Here is a 17,124-nt window from a genome sequence, read left to right on the forward strand (position 1 = left end):
GTTTTCCGCAAAATTTGGATGAGAAGAGCATGTTTGTCTGAATGACAGTTTATGAGAGCGAAGTTGTAAATGCGATTTCGTCCAGCAACAAGGGTAGTGCTTGCCTAAACCAGATCGTAAAAGTATCCGGCGAATTTGCAACCCACTGCAGCAATTCGTTAATATCTATCCATTGGTAGTCAGCCACTTCGACTGTATTAAAGTGCGGAATGCCGTCGAAAGTGCCACGGAAAACATGGTCAAACTCGTGTTCTATCAGTCCGTTCTCAACCTCGCCTTTATATACGAACGAAAACACTTTTTCCAATTCGCAGTGTATTCCCATTTCATACTGCAGACGTTCGAGCGCGCTTTCCTTCAAATCGTCGCCAGGTTGAGGATGCGAGCAACATGCGTTGGTCCATAAACCACCTCCATGATACTTATTCGATGCGCGTTGGTGAATCAACATTTCACCGTTCGCATTTAGGATAAAAATAGAGAATGCGCGATGCAGGCATCCGCGGCGATGGGCTTCCATCTTTGCCATTTGTCCCAGCGCAACGTCGCTTTCATTCACCAATATCACTTTATCACGTTCCATATCGCTATTCATTTCTACCTTTATCCAACGCCCTCTTATAAGCTTTCAATGCTCGTTCACGCGCAAACTTATGATCCACTATCGGTTCTTTTTCCAATGATTCAAAGTCTGGATTCCAGCGTTTAATGTACGCCAAATCTTTATCGAACTTTTTCGTTTGCTCCATCGGATTAAAGATACGGAAATAAGGCGCGGCGTCACAACCACAGCCTGCGGCCCATTGCCAGTTTCCATTATTTGATGATAATTCATAGTCTAAAAGCTTTTCCGCAAAATAAGCTTCCCCCCAGCGCCAGTCTATGAGAAGGTGCTTCGTCAGAAAGCTAGCTACCACCATGCGTACCCGATTGTGCATAAACCCCGTCTTGTTCAGCTCGTGCATGCCCGCATCAACCAACGGATACCCCGTTCGTCCTTCGCACCATCTTGTAAATTCCTCTTCATTGTTTCGCCAATTGATATGCTCGTATGGTGCTTTAAAGCATTGCTTAACAACCTTCGGAAAATGATAAAGAATTTGCATAAAAAATTCACGCCAGATCAACTCTCCCAACCAAGTGGCATTATGCTTGATGCCAAAACGCACACATTCCCGTATCGAGATCGTACCAAAGCGCAACGCAAGTCCTAAACGCGTCGTATGATCTTTGCCAGGATAGTCACGATGCTCACCGTAATCATCAATAACCTTGCTATCTAATCGCGGCTTAGTCCAATTGAATGATGTTTTTTTAAAACCAATATCAGACAAAGAAAGTATCTTCTTACTTTTAATTTTCGCAAGATTACTATATTTCATAGTCTTTGCTTTATAGTCTTTGTCTTGTAATTTCTCCTTCCATTTACGGCTATATGGTGTGTACACGGTATACGGCGTGCCATCATTTTTCGTGATATCGTCAGCTTCAAAAATCACCTGATCTTTGCTGGTATGAAAATGCACTTCGTTATTCTCCAACCACTCGCCCACCTCCTTGTCTCGCTTTTTCGCGTAAGGTTCGTAGTCGTGGTTACAATAAACATCGCTGACGTCATACTCATCAAGAAGCTCTTTAAAGATCGCTAACGGCTCACCATGGTATACGCGAATATCGGAATTATGTTCTTGCAGGTTTTCTTGCATATGCAGGAGAGCCTGATGTATGTAATCGACTCGTTTATCTTCTTTATTTTGCAGTTTGTCTAGTATGAGCGGATCAAAAATAAAGATCGGCATTACCGGGTGATCACCCTTCAGCGCAATGCTCAATCCGTTATTATCTGCAATTCGTAAATCTCGTCGAAACCAAAAAATAGATACCTTTTCTTTCATTTGATTGTTTACATTATGTTCAACCCCAAACAATTTTGAGGTGTCATACCCCAGTTCGTGAGCTTTCGTTGTATAGTTTTCTTTAACTCCTGTTGGAAGTGATTTCTTTTAAGGGCAAATCCTTCGGCAGTTCACAATGCTCATCCGCGTCTTTTTTGAATAAGGTGAAGAGATAAATATTCCATAAAAACATACTGAACCCATATATAGCATCCTCAAACGGAACGGTAAGGACACGTATTCCCCAAAAATCTTTCGGGTTGTAATTCACTACGGCTTCTTCGAGACCCGTGCCGGTTAATACTCCATTTACCAGAAAAAAGCCGATTAGTAACACCGCATAAACCGTTGAGGCTTCACCCATCCATTTTACTTTGGCAACGAAGCACAAATAGAGAAATGTAGCCGCTGTCATGAAAAACGTCACGGTAGGATAGATCATTCCCCATGATGCAATACCCATAATCAAGCAAAGCGCAATAGCGATTATGGAGAATAATGATATGCTCGATGCTCTCCACGACAAATCATAAAATTTAGTGAGGCAGTAATAAGTAAATACGCAGGAGAACGGAATACAGATGAAAAAAAGAATTTCTTCGATCGGTAAGCCAAAGATCCGTATTCCCAGTAAGTATCGGTCATTAAACCACCATACGCCGTGCGCTGTAAACCATACATCCCAAGCGATAAAAGGAACAGCAACGATTAAAGCCCCTAGAATAAAGGCGCCGAAATGTCGATTAAATTTAATCTTTTTATGAAATGAAAAAATGAAGCAAATAATAATAGTCAGAAAATTAATCAGCAAGTACGTGTAGGCTTCCATGCGCTATTTTTTATTGAAATACATTTTAAAATATTGAACAGGCACCCAAAGGAATCCAAAACATTCACCGTGGTGTTTGTCGACATGTTTGTGGTGCTGCTTGTGTGCACGGCGGATTGCCATCAGGTATGGATTTTTTGTTTTTTTAAGTATGGGAAGACGTTGATGAATAAAGATATCGTGCACAAAAAAGTATGCCATCCCATATAAGGCTATTCCTAAGCCAATGTAGAATGTGGTGTTATACCCTTGTAAACTGCCCATATAAAGCAACGCAATTGCGGGAAGTGCAAATACAACAAAAAAATAATCATTTTTTTCGAGGCTTTTATCGTGACGCGGATCATGATGGTCGGCATGCCACCGCCACATGAAACCATGCATCACATATTTGTGGACTACCCACGTAAAACCTTCCATAGCTATAAACACAGCTAAGACAATTAGCACATTAATCATACTTGGGATTATTTAAAATTTTTTCCAGCGTATCTTGACGGTAATCAAAAATCTCGCGGAGTTTCTTCTTAACAATTACCTTATGCGCCACCGCACCCAAAATGCCGAAAGGCATCGCGTATTGAACCGTATCTTTCACCCGTACACCGCCATCTTCCGCAAAAAACTCATGTTTATGTCGCCATAGTTTGTATGGCCCTTTCTCTTGATTATCAATAAAGCTAACGTGGGGCACAACTTCCATAATCCTTGTTTTCCACGATAGCCGTACACCCAATAATGGTGTTACATGATAATTGATAATCATGCCCTCATATATTTCGGGTTTATCAAACGTATCCAACACCTTAAAATTGAGTGTGTCTGGCGTTATGGTTGCCAGATTGTTCGGATCAGTAAAAAACGCCCAGGCTTCCTCGAGGTCGCATTTGAAAAATTGGGAGCGCTCTAATTTGTAAATCATAGTTGTCACCTTTCAAATTAAAGAATAGCCATCTTATACTGTACGTAGCTACTCATCATTAATGATATTTTGCGTCCATTCGGTATGCGGACACGTTCTTGCAAAATCCGTTGGGCGGGCGCAGCTTTAATCTTACGAAAAAGAGATAAATAGTAACGATAGGCTAGATACACTCCAAACTTCGATGATGAAGGTAAGCGCTTAATACCAACAAGCGCTTCGCGGAATTCGCTTTCAATATCACATTCAATCGTTTCTTTTGTCGCATTGTCGAAGCAATGCATATCCACGTTCGGAAAATAAGTGCGCCCCAGCGAGCAGTAGTCGTCACGCAAATCACGTAGAAAATTTACTTTCTGAAAAGCAGAGCCCAACTTCATAGCGAAAGGTTTAAGCTCTTCATATTTTTCCATATCGCCACCAACAAATACATGAAGACACATTAAGCCAACAACTTCCGCTGATCCTAAAATGTACTGCTTATATCGGGCATCGTTATAGTCTATCTTAAATAGATCCATCTCCATGCTGTTCATAAAGCGGTCGACTAATTCACGCTGCAAACCGTAGCGATGGTAGGTTTCTTGAAAAGACTGCAAAATAGGGTTGACCGATATGCGATTTGCTAATGCATAATCAAGTTCGTCCTTTAAGCGATTAAGCAACACTGCGCGATCGTATCCATGAAAACTGTCCACAATTTCATCTGCCAAGCGAACGAACCCATAAATGGCATAAATTGCCGGGCGGATGGAAGCTTCCAGCGCTAGAATCCCCAACGAAAAACTCGTGCTGTATTTTTTTGTCGTTTCCTTACTGATATGGAAAGCAAGTTCATCAAACAATTTTTTCATAACGTAGATCTTTATTTTTTATAATTTCTTGGGCGATAATCTTCCCGGATATGATAGCGGGGGGAACTCCGGGCCCCGGCACAGTCAGTTGTCCTGTATAAAATAGGTTATCCACCTTCTTATTTCGGACAGCTGGCTTCCATACCGCAGTCTGTCTTAACGTATTGGCGAGGCCGTAAGCATTCCCTTGGTAGGCATTGTAATCCTGCATAAAATCTCTTACGCAATAGCTTTTTTTGTATATAATATCATCTCGTAATCCAGTTTGTCCCGTGTGTCTCTCCAATCGTTCAATCATCTCATTAAAGTATTGCTCACGGATTTCATCATTGTCGTCCAAACCCGTAGCGATTGGCATCAATAGAAATACATTTTCGCAACCTTCAGGCGCCACATCTTTATCTGTTTTTGACGGACAGCAAGCGTAAAACAACGGGCTTTCCGGCCATTTCTTGTCTGTATAAATAGCATGCACGTGGCCATCGAGCTCATTTTCGAAAAATAGCGTATGATGCTTAAGACCATCGATTTTTCTTTTAAAACCTAAATAAAATATAAGGCAGGAGGGCGCAAAAGTTTTTCTTTCCCAATAGTCCATGGAATAGTTTCGTGCATCAGCGGGCAATAATGATTCCACATGTTGATAGTCTGCCGACCCGACCACAACGTCACATGTAATCGTTTCCTCGTCCAGCTGTATTCCAATAGCGTGCGAGCCTTCCAACAAGACGCGACGTACAGCTTGTCCAACATGAAAGCGCACGCCCATGCTAGCAGCTACTTTCGCCATCGCTTCTACCACCTGCACGAATCCGCCCGCTGGATACCAAGTCCCTAAGCCATAACCTCCATAGTTCATTAAACTATACATGGCAGGAATGTCCTTTGGTGCAGCACCTAAAAATATGACCGGAAATTCCATCAACGCAACAAGTTTCGGATCTGTGAAGTATTGCCGCACATATTTCCGGAAATCAGTCAATAGATTAAGCCTCAGGGCACTCTTTGCTATTTTCGGACTAACAAACTCCCACCAAGAATGGCAAGGTTTATTAACGAAATCTTTCATACCCACTTCATATTTATAGCGTGCCGCTTCCATGAATTTATCAAAACGCGAACCTGCACTTTCTTCTATATCTTCAAAAAGCTGCCGCAGCTCCTGCATACCTGCCGGCACGCAAACACTTTCTTTGTCGAAAACCATTTCAAACTGCGGATTCAACGATGTTAGCTCGTAAAAATCAGACACCTCATGATCAAAATCGCGAAAGAAATCGCCAATCACATCCGGCATCCAATACCAGCTAGGCCCCATGTCAAATCGAAATCCTTCTTTCGTTTCGAATTGCCGCGCCCTGCCACCTATCGTTTCATTCTTTTCATAAACATCTACATCGTAACCTGCCGCTGCCAGATAGCATGCTGCTGATAAACCAGAAAATCCAGACCCTATAATAGCGACCTTACCTTGCATCATTTAATTTTTAAGCGTTAAATAGTCTTGTAAGACCGTGTCTAATAAATCCATCGAATCTTTCTTTGATTCAAAAATTGGTTTATGGAAATTATCCAATTTGTGTAAAAGGCTAATAAGTTGAAGCTTTTCCTGGTGTGATAAATTTCCTGCTACAATTTGGGTCGCCTGTCTTATTTTAGGCATTTGTGCATCCAAAACGCGAAGACCCGTATCTGTCAAGGTTATGATCTTGCTTCGTTTATCCGTTGAAGAAGTGCGCTGCTCCACCCACCCCTGCTGCAGCAATCTGCTAATTATTTGCATGCCTACAGGCTTTTCCTGTATATTGAGCTTGATTAATTCCATTTTCGTCATGGCACCAAACGCCCGTAAATTGATGAGGTATATAAATTCCTCTTGTGTAGAGAATAATGATCCCTGTATTGCCGCTTTGGAATACATCTTAGCATACCTATTTAAATGTACAAATAGGGTATTGATTACGCTATCTGCCGAGCGCCCCTGCCCCTTACCTGCCCAATCTGGTTCAGGCTCCACAACTTTTTCATGCCCAACCTTTACGGCTAACCACAACTTAAATTCATCAATATTTACTGGGGAACCAACTGTGGATGCGTCTTGCTCGAATTCTTCAAGAAGATCAACCATGTCTTTAAACAAACGATATCTCATAGCAAACAATAAGTACATGAATAACCATCATTCAGATAAAATAGTTCATTAATATACTAATAAAAAAATCCCTGTATATTTTCCAATACAGGGATCTTAAAGAATTACTATTTGTTTGTTGAAAGTTATGGCATCAATACGGTATCGATAACGTGGATTACTCCGTTAGATTGGTGAACATTGGCGACTGTTACCAACGCATCGTTACCCTTGGCATCACGTACATAAAGCTTATCTCCTTTCGTCCATAATGTTAATTTCTCGCCTTGAACAGAGGTTAGCATGGCTTTACCTTTACCCTTTTTTGTTAGTTTCCACAAGTCTTCGGCGCTATGGTTGCCAGCAACAACGTGATAGGTAAGAATGCCTGTTAGCTTCGTCTTATTTTCAGGCTTTACCAGCGTTTCAACAGTCCCTTTCGGCAATTTGTCAAAAGCCGCATTGGTAGGTGCAAACACGGTAAAAGGACCTTTACCTGAAAGCGTTTCCACCAAGCCGGCTGCCTTGACAGCTGCGACTAGTGTAGTATGATCCTTCGAATTCATCGCATTCTCAACGATATTTTTTGACGGATACATAGGTGCACCACCTACCATAACTGTTTTTTCCTGTGCTTTTACGATGCCTCCTTGGGCGCTAAGGGCAAGTGCTAGAAGCGCTGCAGCCCATATGGATGTTCTTTTCATATTGTAACTGTTTTTATGTTTATTTCTGATGTTATCTACGACGGTCTATTCAGACTGGATTTATTTTTTTAAAAAATTTTGTTTTTTGTCTGGTTCAAACTGTAAGCTAATGGAATTCATGCAATAACGTTTTCCAGTCACTGGACCGTCGTCAAATACGTGTCCAAGATGCGAGTCGCAACGACCGCAGCGAACTTCTATCCGGTGCATATTAAAGCTGTAATCATCTTGATAGAAAACCGATCCATCGCGAATTGGCTCGTAAAACGATGGCCAGCCGCAGGTGGAAGCAAATTTTGCGTCAGATTGAAACAAAGCGTTACCACAAACCGCACAATAATAGGTGCCCAAGCCATCGAAATCATTGTAAGCACCCGTAAAGGCCTGCTCCGTGGCTCCCTTACGCGCTACTTGATAAAGGTCTTTAGGAAGGATTTGCTTCCAAACCTTATCGCTCACCCGCAATTCCGTTGTATCAACTCTGCTGTAATAAGGATTTTTAACGGCTGTCTGTGCAAAAGCGTACCAGCTACTCGAGCACACGATAAAACAAACAACGACTACATAACGACCAATATACTTCTCCATAACTACAATTGTTTTAAAACATCTACGACATGCATAGGGGGATAGATTGATAAGTACATAAAAAACTGGCTTTATTTCTTTTGTTCCGGCGAATTGTTATATTTGACGTAAATACGATATTAATTGAGTCCAATACACTACCTCGCTGAAGACACCCTAATCTCTTTATTAAGAAAAAGAGATCAACGTGCTTTTAATTATCTTTATGATAATTATTCGGGAGCACTATACGGTGTTGTCATTCGAATTGTGTTGCATAAAAACTATGCTGACGAGGTAATACAAGATATCTTTGTAAAAATCTGGAATCACGTTGAACTTTTTAATGAGGAGAAAGGGCGTTTATACACGTGGATGATAAACATCGCCCGCAATACCTCTATTGATTACATAAAATCAAAACGTGTTCAAAACGAGCAAAAAAACCAATCGCTTCCAGATGTCGTAAATAGCTCTGAAACGCATCGATATGCGGATATGGATCAAATGACAAAAGTAGATTTTATTGGGATGAGCAGTGTGTTGGGCAAATTGAAGCCGGACTGGAAGCGCCTTATTGAAATGGCGTATTATGAAGGCTATACGCAACAGGAAATTTCCGAACAGTTGGAAATGCCTTTGGGAACAGTAAAAACAAGAATACGAGCTGCTTTATTGCAACTTCGAGGTATATTAAACGAACAATAGCTGTGGATATTAAGGAATACATATCGTCAGGAATTATTGAAGCCTACGTCTTAGGCCTTGCTACCGAAGAGGAAGTGAGTGTTTTAGACTGCATTCGTCAAAAACATCCGGAAGTTCAGGAAGCTATTCTTGAAGCACAACGCTTATTGGAAGATTTAGCGACGGAACAGGCGTTGAGCCCAGCTCCAGAACTTAAAGATCAGATTTGGGCAACGATAAGTAGCTTACCGAGCGATACACCTGTATCATCATCCCCCGACGATGATAGCTTACCTTCTTATGTTGAAGAGCAGGCGAAAGTTATGAAATTACCCGAGCAGCGTGATAACCATACACTAGCTATAGCTGCAACGATTCTGTTGGCTGTTAGCTTGGGAGGTAACATACTATTGTATCAGCAACGCCAGGAAAGCGACACTATGCTAGCGCAAGCTGTTGCCATGCGTGATTCTACGCAGACTTTATTGAGCGCCGCAAATAGCCAATGGGAGTTGTTACAGCGTCCGTCGGTAAAAACAGTTTCTTTGGCCGGTGTCGAAGGTCGTGCAGACCTAAAAGCAGTGGTGCTTTGGGATACACAAAATGCAAGTGTATACCTGACGGCAGAAAAGCTGCCCGCTGTGCCACAAGGAAAACAATATCAGCTTTGGGCTATTGTAGACGGGCAACCGGTTGATGCGGGCGTACTTCCCCTAGCATCGGCCGAGCAAGTGTTTAAAATGAATAACATCCCACAAGCCCAGGCTTTCGCTATCACGTTGGAAGATGAGGGAGGAAAACCTACGCCTACGCTTTCAGACCTCTATGTCATAGGAAATATATAATACATTCTCCCTTTGTCAGGGAGAATTGTTGTTTACATAGAATAAACGCCAACATTATTTAAATTTTCCGAATACACTCGTGTGCAAATTTGTCATCGGTATTGCGCTGAGCATTATTGGATTCCAAAAAAAATAATATGTAAAACCCCTGATTACAGCTATTATTTTCGAAAAATAGAAAACCTAAATTTGCTTCTTAGACAACTACTTAATTTTGGATCTATGCAAGATAGAAATTTCGACCTTTTGAAAAAAAAAGAACTGATAGCAGGTTTAAAAAGAAATTAAATCAACCTCAGTTCCTTAACGATGTTAATGACAGATGCTGTGTTTTTCGCGTCAAATTTTCAATCATGTTTTTCCGGTGCCTTTCCTCCCCGCGCGGACGGATAAAAAATTTTCTAGCAATTTCAGAGTTGGTAAGTCCTATTGCGAACAATACAAGGACAACTTTTTCCGACGAGTGTTTATTGTCCTATTCTTAAAACATATCAGATCAAACTCAAGCCAGGCAAAAGACAGGAACGCCCATAGAACGAAAAAGGCCTGCTCCTCAGAACAGACCTTTATCACATCAACCTTCACCTATCCGACTGTTACCTAATGAACAATTTTGCTATGTCTAATACAGCTGGAGCTGCTAATGGCTCATCGAAAGATTGCGTAGCAGCATCTGCAGACAATTTGCCGCTAACGCCATTCAACGTAGTAATATCAACACCTGCTTGAACTTTCAAATCCTCGCCAGCGTAAACCGGATCTACCGCTGCACCAATACCAGAGTCGTTCGCTCCTGTAATCCAAGGCTTTTGGTTTGCTGCAGCACCACCACGCGCACGGCGCATTTGGCGGATATGCGAAGCATGCCTAGCTTCTACAGAGTGAATTTGCAAAGCAGCAGTTAATACAACTCGGTTTCCTTTCAAGATTCCTGCCTGTCCCTTGTAAGCGCGTACACCTGTGTCTTCGAAAGCTTGCGCTAGTGCTAGAAAAGTATCGTAATTGGAGAAAACATTCGCAAAGGCGCCGCCCGCGGTAAAGTCAAAAGTCGGCTTAGCCACAGCCGCATTCCCCAATACCTGCTTAAGGAAAGCTACGTGGGCATTTTCGTGATCACGAATGGTTGCAATGGCGCCGGCAGCTGGGCCAGTTGGCACTAAACCTGCTGTACTTGCTCCAATCGTATAGTATTCTGCCTCTAGGTATTCCAATGTTAAAGCATAGTTTAGTACGCCATTAACATCTGTTGGCGTTTGCCCATACGCACGGCTGAACAAATCGCTCATCACAAAAGGCATAGCTGCCAAAGAAACTTTTTTCCCGAAAGACATCATATTGCGAATGGCATCACGACGGGGACTTACACGCTCGTTAAATTCTGGATCTACTTGCGTTATTGAATCGAATATATTAAATAAATTCATGACTTTCTTAATTTAAATGATTACTAATAGGTTGGTAAATCACGTACATCAACTTTTGATTTGATAAACGGCGCAGCAGCTTGTAGCACTACAGTAGGACTGTTGGCAACATCTAATCCATTGCTGTCAATAACTTCCGAATTTGCGAAACTGCCATTAGAAATTAAGTCACGGACCAACGCTGCGTGTCTCGCTTCCACCGAAACAATCTTACCTGCCAAACCCAGATAAGCTACATCTTTAATCAACCAGCCTGCACCATTATAAGCAGAGACACCTAAATCTTCGAAAGTCTTTGCTGTTGCTAATACATTGTCTCTATTAGAGAAATTGACAGCCCCAAAATTGAATTCCAAATTTGAGATCGCATTTGTTCCCAATGCAGCTTTGAAAAACTCACGGTGTGCTATCTCATGGTCACGGATGTCTGTGAATAACATTTTTTCCCAATCTGACATCCCTGAATAGGGTTTGTTTGCTACTTCAATATAAAATGCTGCTTCTAATTGTTCTAGCGCATAAGCGTAGTTCAAGATTGCAATATCACCACTCCCAAAATATAATCCATCCCCACCTTGATCGGGTCCATCGTCATCTTTACTACAACCAACCATACCTAAAAAGGCAACACCGGCGGCACCTGCGCCTGCAAGCTTCAAAAAATTCCTTCTCTGAAGTTGCTTACTAGACAACTGTTGGTCTACAGTCGCCAAGCTTTCGTTAGTAGAGGTCGTTTCTTTCATAACCTTTTTTTTATTTTATGTTTATAATATTCTTTACACCCATCTACGAGGTTTTTCAAACCTTGGATTTCCAAATTCAAATTTTTTTTGAATTTTTTTTTCCAGATTTTCACGTCATGAGATTGCCATAAGAACAATCAACAAATGCAATATTGTTGCAAAAAAACTTATCACTCCTTATTTTTGAGAAAACACAATTACTTATGCAACATACAGAACAGGGAAATATACTAGACGTTATCATCATCGGAGGCAGTTATGCCGGATTATCAGCAGCGATGGCCTTAGGGAGATCGCTACGTAAAGTGCTTATCATTGATGACGGTCTACCATGCAATAGACAGACACCTCATTCGCATAATTTTTTAACGCAAGATGGACGTCCACCCGCTGAAATTTCAGCTTTAGGGAAAGAACGGGTCCTTGCCTATCCAAGCATTACTTGGCTAGATGATCGCGCCGTTAAAGCGGAGCCATCCACTACAGGATTTACTGTGAAGACGAAACATGGCGACGTTTTGCGGGCTAAAAAAATCATTCTTGCAACGGGAATACAGGACAATCTGCCTAGCATACCTGGCTTCCGCGATTGTTGGGGTATCACGGTTATCCATTGCCCATATTGCCATGGCTATGAGTTTCGGAATGAGCCTACGGCTATATTTGCTCAGGGCGAACGTGCTTTGCACCTTGCATCGCTTGTGAGAAACTTAACATCTCAAGTCACGATCGTCACAAGCGGCGCATCCGGCTTTGACTCTACCCAGCTCGCAAAGCTGAAGAGAAATGACGTAATTCTTGTTGAGGAAGAGCTCCGATCCATCATTCATCAAAAGGGAAAAATTGAAAGTCTGGAACTTAACAATGGAGAGCATTTAGCCGTGACGGCGCTTTACGCTGCTGTTCCCTTCACACAAATGAGCGATCTTCACAAGCAATTAGGCTGTGAAGAGAGCGATCAGGGATACATAAAAGTAGACAACTTCCAGAAAACAAATGTGCCTGGAGTTTATGCCTGCGGTGACAATTCTGCGATGATGCGATCTGTGGCGAATGCTGTTTACACCGGTAACTTAACAGGTGCAATGGTCAACAAAGAATTGGTTGATGAACAGTTTTAAGATCATTTGCGTATTCCGCTTTTAGGAAAAAAATGTATTTTTATAGCTATGGGTATATTTAATCAAAAATTTACAACAGCGCACGACACGGCGCCTTTCTCACAGATAAAAATAGAAGATTACCTACCTGCATTTGAACAGGGCATAGAAAAGGCAAAAACAGAAATTGATGCCATAACGGAAAATGCAGAAGGACCAACGTTCTCGAACACTATCGAAGCACTAGCTTACTCGGGCATGCAATTGGACCGCATCTCGTCCATTTTTTTTAATCTACATTCGGCAGAAACTAACGAAGAACTGGATAAGATTGCTCAGGAAGTAGCTCCGAAACTGGCCGCATTGGCGAATGACATCAATCTTAACCTCGCATTGTTTGAGCGCGTAAAATCCGTTCATAGCGAAAAAGACTCCTTAAATCTAAACGCAGAACAACAAACGCTACTGGACAAGTCTTATAAGGGTTTCGTTCGCAATGGTGCTCTATTGAATACAGAAAAAAAGGATCGACTACGGCAGATCGATGCAGAGCTCGCCGTGTTGAAGCTAAAATTTGGCGAAAATATATTGGCAGAGACAAATGCTTATCAACTACATCTGACGGACGAAAAAGACCTTTCAGGATTGCCGGAAGGAGCTATAGAAGCTGCTAGAGGTCTTGCCGCTTCATTAGATAAAGAGGGATGGATTTTTACATTAGACTATCCGAGCTACATTCCCTTCGTGACGTATGCCGACAACCGCGAGCTACGCAAAGAAATCAGTCTGGCTGCAGGAAGGAAAGCTTTCCAAAAAAACGAATACGACAACAGCCAAAACCTTCTCTCTATTGCTAAATTGCGTTATGAACGTGCTCAGCTTTTAGGCTATGCCACGCATGCGCACTTCGTGCTGGAAGAGCGAATGGCTCAAAATCCGGAGCGCGTACAACTATTTTTAGAGGATTTACTATCGAAAGCAAAGCCTGCCGCGGGTGGCGAGTTCGACGAGTTGAGCGCTTTTGCCAAAAAACTGGACGGCTTGGAGCATTTGGAAAAATGGGATGGTGCATATTATAGCGAAAAACTCAAACAAGAAAAGTTTCAGCTAGATGACGAACTTTTAAAACCTTATTTTAAGTTGGAAAGGGTTTTAAACGGCGCGTTTACTGTCGCATTTAAATTATTTGGACTACATTTTAAAGAGGTTGATACCATAGATAAATACCATGATGAGGTACAAACTTTTGAAGTGACGGATGATCAGGGGAATTTTATAGCCGTATTCTATGCGGACTTCTTTCCTAGAAAAGGTAAGAGAAACGGCGCTTGGATGACGTCGTTCAAACCACAATACCAAATAAACGGCAACAATGAACGTCCGCATGTCTCCATTGTCTGCAACTTTACAAAGCCTACCGCTACCAAACCTTCTTTGCTTACATTTAATGAAGTGACCACGCTTTTTCATGAATTTGGTCACGCGCTACATGGTATGCTTGCAAATACAACGTACCCTAATCTTTCAGGAACTTCTGTCTTTTGGGATTTTGTAGAACTGCCGAGTCAAATCATGGAAAATTGGTGTTATGAAAAAGACGCACTAGCTCTTTTTGCACGGCACTATGAAAGCAATGAGGCGATACCGATGGATTTGGTGGAAAAAATTAAAGTCTCCGCTTCATTTATGGAAGGCATGGCCACCCTCAGACAATTAAGTTTCGGACTTCTTGATATGGGCTGGCATGGTCAGGATCCAACCGGCATACATGATGTAAAAGCTTTTGAAAACAGCTGTTTTGCATCCACTCAGTTTTATCCGGACGTAGCAGACAACGCTATGAGTCCCTCTTTTTCGCATATCTTTAATGGTGGCTACTCCTCGGGATATTACAGTTATAAATGGGCTGAAGTGCTGGATGCTGATGCTTTCGCGTACTTTCAGGAGAAAGGTATATTCGATAAAGAGGTGGCAGCAAAATTCAAGGATAACATCTTATCGCAAGGTGGCAGCGAGCATCCCATGACACTTTATAAGCGTTTCCGTGGTAAAGAGCCACAAGTGGACGCGCTTTTGAAACGTGCCGGTCTTTTAGCGTAAATAAACGCATACCGAACAAATGGGCTGGGGACACTTTTCTACCCTAGCCCATTCTTTTGTATGCTGTGTAGATACAGCTTACGTACGTTTTAAAATTATTGCAGATGCTCCTCCCCCGCCATTGCAGATCGCAGCCAATCCATAGTTGCCTTTCTCTTGGCTCAGTATACTACTAAGCGTTACCAAAATACGAGCACCCGAGCAGCCTAGCGGATGCCCCAATGCAATAGCCCCACCGTAAACATTTATTTTATCCAAAGGGATGTTTAACAGCTTCGCATTCGCCAATGCCACCACGGCAAACGCTTCGTTAAATTCAAAGAAGTCAATATCTGTCAACGCTAGTCCCGCTTTCTTTAAGACTTTTTTTGTAGCGACGCTGGGACTGGTGGTAAACCATTCCGGATCTTGTTCCGCGTCAGCATAAGCCACGACCTCTGCCAGCGGCGTTAGACCTAGCGCGTGTAGTTTCTCTTCGCTAACCAAAAGAAGAGCCGCGGCACCGTCGCTGATCGTCGACGCGTTGGCGGCAGTGATCGTTCCAGAGTCTTTGAAAACCGAGCGAAGCTGAGGCAGCTTATCAAAATCGACGAGCTTAAATTCTTCATCCGTAGCAATAACCTGCTCTCCCTTCCGCGTTTTCAGTGTGACGGGCATCACTTCCGCTGTAAACTTGTCTGTTTCCCAAGCCTGCTGGCTGCGTTGGTACGACGAGATAGCATATTGATCTTGTTCCTGACGATCTATCTGGTAACGATCAGCGCAGAGTTCGCCAAAAACACCCATGGCCTCACGATTGTAGGCGTCAGACAATCCATCCTCTTGTAATCCATCCAATAGGGCACCGTTTCCATATTTGGCGCCCCAGCGCGCGGATGAAACGTAATAAGGCACTTGGCTCATGCTCTCCATACCGCCGGCGACAACAATATCTGCATCACCCAACAGAATAGACTGTGCTGCCAACGACACGGCTTTCATCCCACTCGCACAAACTTTATTGATGGTTGTTGCCGATACGTTATCCGGGAGTCCGGCCAACTTGGCGACCTGTCGCGCAGGCGCTTGGCGAAGGCCGGCCTGTAATACACAGCCCATGAGGATATCATCTACTTCGCTAGGATCAAGAGCGGCTTGATGTAAAGCCGCTCGCACAGCTTTAGCACCGAGCTCAACAGCAGTAAGACTCGATAACCCTCCGCCGAAACTGCCAATCGGCGTCCGCTTGGCAGCCACAATAAACACTTTTCTTGCTATCATAATTACACTTTTAAACGATTACTTTCTATCGCCAAACTGTCTAAAGCTTCATCAATTTTCCAACCTAAAATAAGCATGTCGCTATTCTTGTATTATCCCATGGAGGTAGAAAGTTGTTTCAGATATAAATAAGTTTATAATTTAAAGATACGTTTTTTTGCCAACGATGCTAGAAATTATGTCCTTTAGTATACCGTACTGGTTGTAATGAGTTTCGGTTTGTTTTAATTGTGATAAAGATTGTGTTTTGATGATAAAATATTTTTGTAAGTTTACTATAATTTTTCAAATGTTTTATTAAGCTGGAAACCGGCCTGATAACTCAAAGTTCACACAGGGCCAATTTAGGAATGTAGATGCTGAAAAATCACAACCCAGAAAATAAACTTCGGGAAATTGCTAAACTACCGGATGTCCCCGACTTATCAGACGAGCTGGTTATTGCTTTGACGAACCTCTGCTTCTACCAATCCCCGCTCACAAATTCCGACCTGTTATTTGTATTTGGCTCCAATATTCTTCATAAAGAGATAGCGACGGAGATAACGAAGATTGTAAGTGAATTTGGGATTGCCACAGTAGTCATCACTGGTGGGGTAGCGAACTACACGTTGTCTCACTTTGAACCCACAGCAGAATCTGAATTAATTTTATCCCACATAAACAAAGAAGCTATTCCACACACGCAATTCATCATTGAAAATAAATCAAAAAACACCCTAGAAAATATAGCATTTTCTAAATGTCTTTTTGACTTTTCCAATGTTCGAAAGGTCACCTTTTTATCCCATTCATATGCTTCCATGCGCTCGTGCCTCACGTTGAAGCGGTATTGTAACTTGGCAAGCTTTGGCAATGCCCAAATTAAAATTCCCTCAGACATATTGAATATAAGCGTTGGTCAAGATAACTGGTATAAAACAGCACATGGACGACAACTTGTTTGGGGAGAATATTTAAGGTTTCAAACCTATGGCGAGAGAGGAGATTTTCCGATTAAAAGTGTTTTAAACACGATGAATAACGTAAAACGTCTTATTCGTGAAAGCCGTTAATTAAC

General features: G+C 42.2%; 18 protein-coding genes and 1 pseudogene. 5 read left to right on the forward strand and 14 right to left on the reverse strand.

The features are described 5' to 3' along the window. Positions 1-49: 49 nt before the first annotated feature. From idi to msrB, 10 genes are all read right to left on the reverse strand, one after another. Positions 50-583 carry an isopentenyl-diphosphate Delta-isomerase gene (gene idi, locus DI53_RS00615; protein WP_037494519.1) on the reverse strand — a complete coding sequence of 178 codons (534 nt, stop codon included), beginning with the start codon at positions 581-583 and terminating at the stop codon, positions 50-52. 4 nt (positions 584-587) lie between these two features. Continuing rightward, positions 588-1,895 carry a cryptochrome/photolyase family protein gene (locus DI53_RS00620; protein ID WP_037494232.1) on the reverse strand — a complete coding sequence of 436 codons (1,308 nt, stop codon included), beginning with the start codon at positions 1,893-1,895 and terminating at the stop codon, positions 588-590. An 82-nt stretch (positions 1,896-1,977) separates the two neighbouring features. After that, on the reverse strand, positions 1,978-2,724 hold the full coding sequence (locus DI53_RS00625) for a lycopene cyclase domain-containing protein (RefSeq protein WP_037494233.1): 747 nt from the start codon (positions 2,722-2,724) through the stop codon (positions 1,978-1,980). Between the two features lie 3 nt (positions 2,725-2,727). Continuing rightward, positions 2,728-3,183 carry a sterol desaturase family protein gene (locus DI53_RS00630; RefSeq protein ID WP_037494235.1) on the reverse strand — a complete coding sequence of 152 codons (456 nt, stop codon included), beginning with the start codon at positions 3,181-3,183 and terminating at the stop codon, positions 2,728-2,730. Next, the gene (locus tag DI53_RS00635; protein ID WP_037494237.1) at positions 3,176-3,646 is read right to left on the reverse strand and encodes an SRPBCC family protein; all 471 of its coding nucleotides are present in this window, start codon (positions 3,644-3,646) and stop codon (positions 3,176-3,178) included. The genes DI53_RS00630 and DI53_RS00635 overlap by 8 nt, the downstream gene beginning before the upstream one ends. A 17-nt stretch (positions 3,647-3,663) precedes the next feature. Beyond that, a complete protein-coding gene (locus DI53_RS00640; RefSeq protein ID WP_037494238.1) occupies positions 3,664-4,500 on the reverse strand; it encodes a phytoene/squalene synthase family protein in 837 nt (278 codons plus the stop codon). After that, on the reverse strand, positions 4,484-5,980 hold the full coding sequence (locus tag DI53_RS00645) for a phytoene desaturase family protein (RefSeq protein ID WP_037494239.1): 1,497 nt from the start codon (positions 5,978-5,980) through the stop codon (positions 4,484-4,486). The genes DI53_RS00640 and DI53_RS00645 overlap by 17 nt, the downstream gene beginning before the upstream one ends. Beyond that, positions 5,981-6,652: a MarR family winged helix-turn-helix transcriptional regulator gene (locus tag DI53_RS00650; protein WP_037494241.1), complete on the reverse strand. Its 672-nt coding sequence runs from the start codon at positions 6,650-6,652 to the stop codon at positions 5,981-5,983. Between the two features lie 125 nt (positions 6,653-6,777). Then, a complete protein-coding gene (locus tag DI53_RS00655; RefSeq protein ID WP_037494243.1) occupies positions 6,778-7,338 on the reverse strand; it encodes a fasciclin domain-containing protein in 561 nt (186 codons plus the stop codon). A gap of 60 nt (positions 7,339-7,398) precedes the next feature. Beyond that, positions 7,399-7,926 carry a peptide-methionine (R)-S-oxide reductase MsrB gene (msrB, locus tag DI53_RS00660; protein WP_037494245.1) on the reverse strand — a complete coding sequence of 176 codons (528 nt, stop codon included), beginning with the start codon at positions 7,924-7,926 and terminating at the stop codon, positions 7,399-7,401. Between the two features lie 123 nt (positions 7,927-8,049). Here msrB and DI53_RS00665 point away from each other — a divergent pair, with 123 nt between their 5' ends. Both DI53_RS00665 and DI53_RS00670 read left to right on the forward strand, forming a co-directional pair. Next, the gene (locus tag DI53_RS00665) at positions 8,050-8,613 is read left to right on the forward strand and encodes an RNA polymerase sigma factor (protein WP_037494247.1); all 564 of its coding nucleotides are present in this window, start codon (positions 8,050-8,052) and stop codon (positions 8,611-8,613) included. Positions 8,614-8,615: 2 nt separating this feature from the next. Continuing rightward, entirely contained in the window at positions 8,616-9,437 is an 822-nt protein-coding gene (locus DI53_RS00670; protein ID WP_037494248.1) for an anti-sigma factor, read from the forward strand. 295 nt (positions 9,438-9,732) lie between these two features. Here the strand turns inward: DI53_RS00670 and DI53_RS20730 are convergent. The 3 genes and pseudogenes from DI53_RS20730 to DI53_RS00680 form a co-directional block, all read right to left on the reverse strand. Next, positions 9,733-9,882: pseudogene (locus DI53_RS20730) on the reverse strand (hypothetical protein); the annotation flags it as partial. A gap of 151 nt (positions 9,883-10,033) precedes the next feature. After that, positions 10,034-10,861, reverse strand: coding sequence for a ferritin-like domain-containing protein (locus tag DI53_RS00675; RefSeq protein ID WP_037494249.1), 828 nt, complete (start codon positions 10,859-10,861; stop codon positions 10,034-10,036). Positions 10,862-10,884: 23 nt separating this feature from the next. Further along, complete coding sequence (locus DI53_RS00680) at positions 10,885-11,604, reverse strand: ferritin-like domain-containing protein (RefSeq protein WP_037494250.1); 720 nt, start codon at positions 11,602-11,604, stop codon at positions 10,885-10,887. A gap of 203 nt (positions 11,605-11,807) precedes the next feature. On the opposite strand from DI53_RS00680, the gene DI53_RS00685 reads away from it, so the two are divergent. Both DI53_RS00685 and DI53_RS00690 read left to right on the forward strand, forming a co-directional pair. Beyond that, positions 11,808-12,725, forward strand: a complete 918-nt coding sequence (locus DI53_RS00685; protein WP_037494252.1) for an NAD(P)/FAD-dependent oxidoreductase — start codon at positions 11,808-11,810, stop codon at positions 12,723-12,725. A gap of 48 nt (positions 12,726-12,773) precedes the next feature. Continuing rightward, positions 12,774-14,804, forward strand: coding sequence for a M3 family metallopeptidase (locus DI53_RS00690; protein ID WP_037494254.1), 2,031 nt, complete (start codon positions 12,774-12,776; stop codon positions 14,802-14,804). A gap of 78 nt (positions 14,805-14,882) precedes the next feature. On the opposite strand, the gene DI53_RS00695 is transcribed toward DI53_RS00690, so the two are convergent. Next, positions 14,883-16,061: a thiolase family protein gene (locus tag DI53_RS00695; RefSeq protein WP_037494521.1), complete on the reverse strand. Its 1,179-nt coding sequence runs from the start codon at positions 16,059-16,061 to the stop codon at positions 14,883-14,885. A 359-nt stretch (positions 16,062-16,420) separates the two neighbouring features. On the opposite strand from DI53_RS00695, the gene DI53_RS00700 reads away from it, so the two are divergent. Further along, the gene (locus DI53_RS00700) at positions 16,421-17,119 is read left to right on the forward strand and encodes an ElyC/SanA/YdcF family protein (RefSeq protein WP_037494258.1); all 699 of its coding nucleotides are present in this window, start codon (positions 16,421-16,423) and stop codon (positions 17,117-17,119) included. Positions 17,120-17,124 lie beyond the last annotated feature (5 nt).

It is taken from the genome of Sphingobacterium deserti (assembly GCF_000757725.1).
Taxonomy (GTDB): Bacteria; Bacteroidota; Bacteroidia; order Sphingobacteriales; family Sphingobacteriaceae; genus Sphingobacterium; species Sphingobacterium deserti.

Coding starts and splice junctions, on each gene's coding strand:
- msrB (WP_037494245.1), bottom strand. CDS start 7,926: ATGGAGAAGTATATTGGTCGTTATGTAGTCGTTGTTTGTTTTATCGTG.
- DI53_RS00680 (WP_037494250.1), bottom strand. CDS start 11,604: ATGAAAGAAACGACCTCTACTAACGAAAGCTTGGCGACTGTAGACCAA.
- DI53_RS00625 (WP_037494233.1), bottom strand. CDS start 2,724: ATGGAAGCCTACACGTACTTGCTGATTAATTTTCTGACTATTATTATT.
- DI53_RS00650 (WP_037494241.1), bottom strand. CDS start 6,652: ATGAGATATCGTTTGTTTAAAGACATGGTTGATCTTCTTGAAGAATTC.
- DI53_RS00655 (WP_037494243.1), bottom strand. CDS start 7,338: ATGAAAAGAACATCCATATGGGCTGCAGCGCTTCTAGCACTTGCCCTT.
- DI53_RS00620 (WP_037494232.1), bottom strand. CDS start 1,895: ATGAAAGAAAAGGTATCTATTTTTTGGTTTCGACGAGATTTACGAATT.
- DI53_RS00675 (WP_037494249.1), bottom strand. CDS start 10,861: ATGAATTTATTTAATATATTCGATTCAATAACGCAAGTAGATCCAGAA.
- DI53_RS00640 (WP_037494238.1), bottom strand. CDS start 4,500: ATGAAAAAATTGTTTGATGAACTTGCTTTCCATATCAGTAAGGAAACG.
- idi (WP_037494519.1), bottom strand. CDS start 583: ATGGAACGTGATAAAGTGATATTGGTGAATGAAAGCGACGTTGCGCTG.
- DI53_RS00645 (WP_037494239.1), bottom strand. CDS start 5,980: ATGATGCAAGGTAAGGTCGCTATTATAGGGTCTGGATTTTCTGGTTTA.
- DI53_RS00700 (WP_037494258.1), top strand. CDS start 16,421: ATGCTGAAAAATCACAACCCAGAAAATAAACTTCGGGAAATTGCTAAA.
- DI53_RS00690 (WP_037494254.1), top strand. CDS start 12,774: ATGGGTATATTTAATCAAAAATTTACAACAGCGCACGACACGGCGCCT.
- DI53_RS00635 (WP_037494237.1), bottom strand. CDS start 3,646: ATGATTTACAAATTAGAGCGCTCCCAATTTTTCAAATGCGACCTCGAG.
- DI53_RS00685 (WP_037494252.1), top strand. CDS start 11,808: ATGCAACATACAGAACAGGGAAATATACTAGACGTTATCATCATCGGA.
- DI53_RS00630 (WP_037494235.1), bottom strand. CDS start 3,183: ATGATTAATGTGCTAATTGTCTTAGCTGTGTTTATAGCTATGGAAGGT.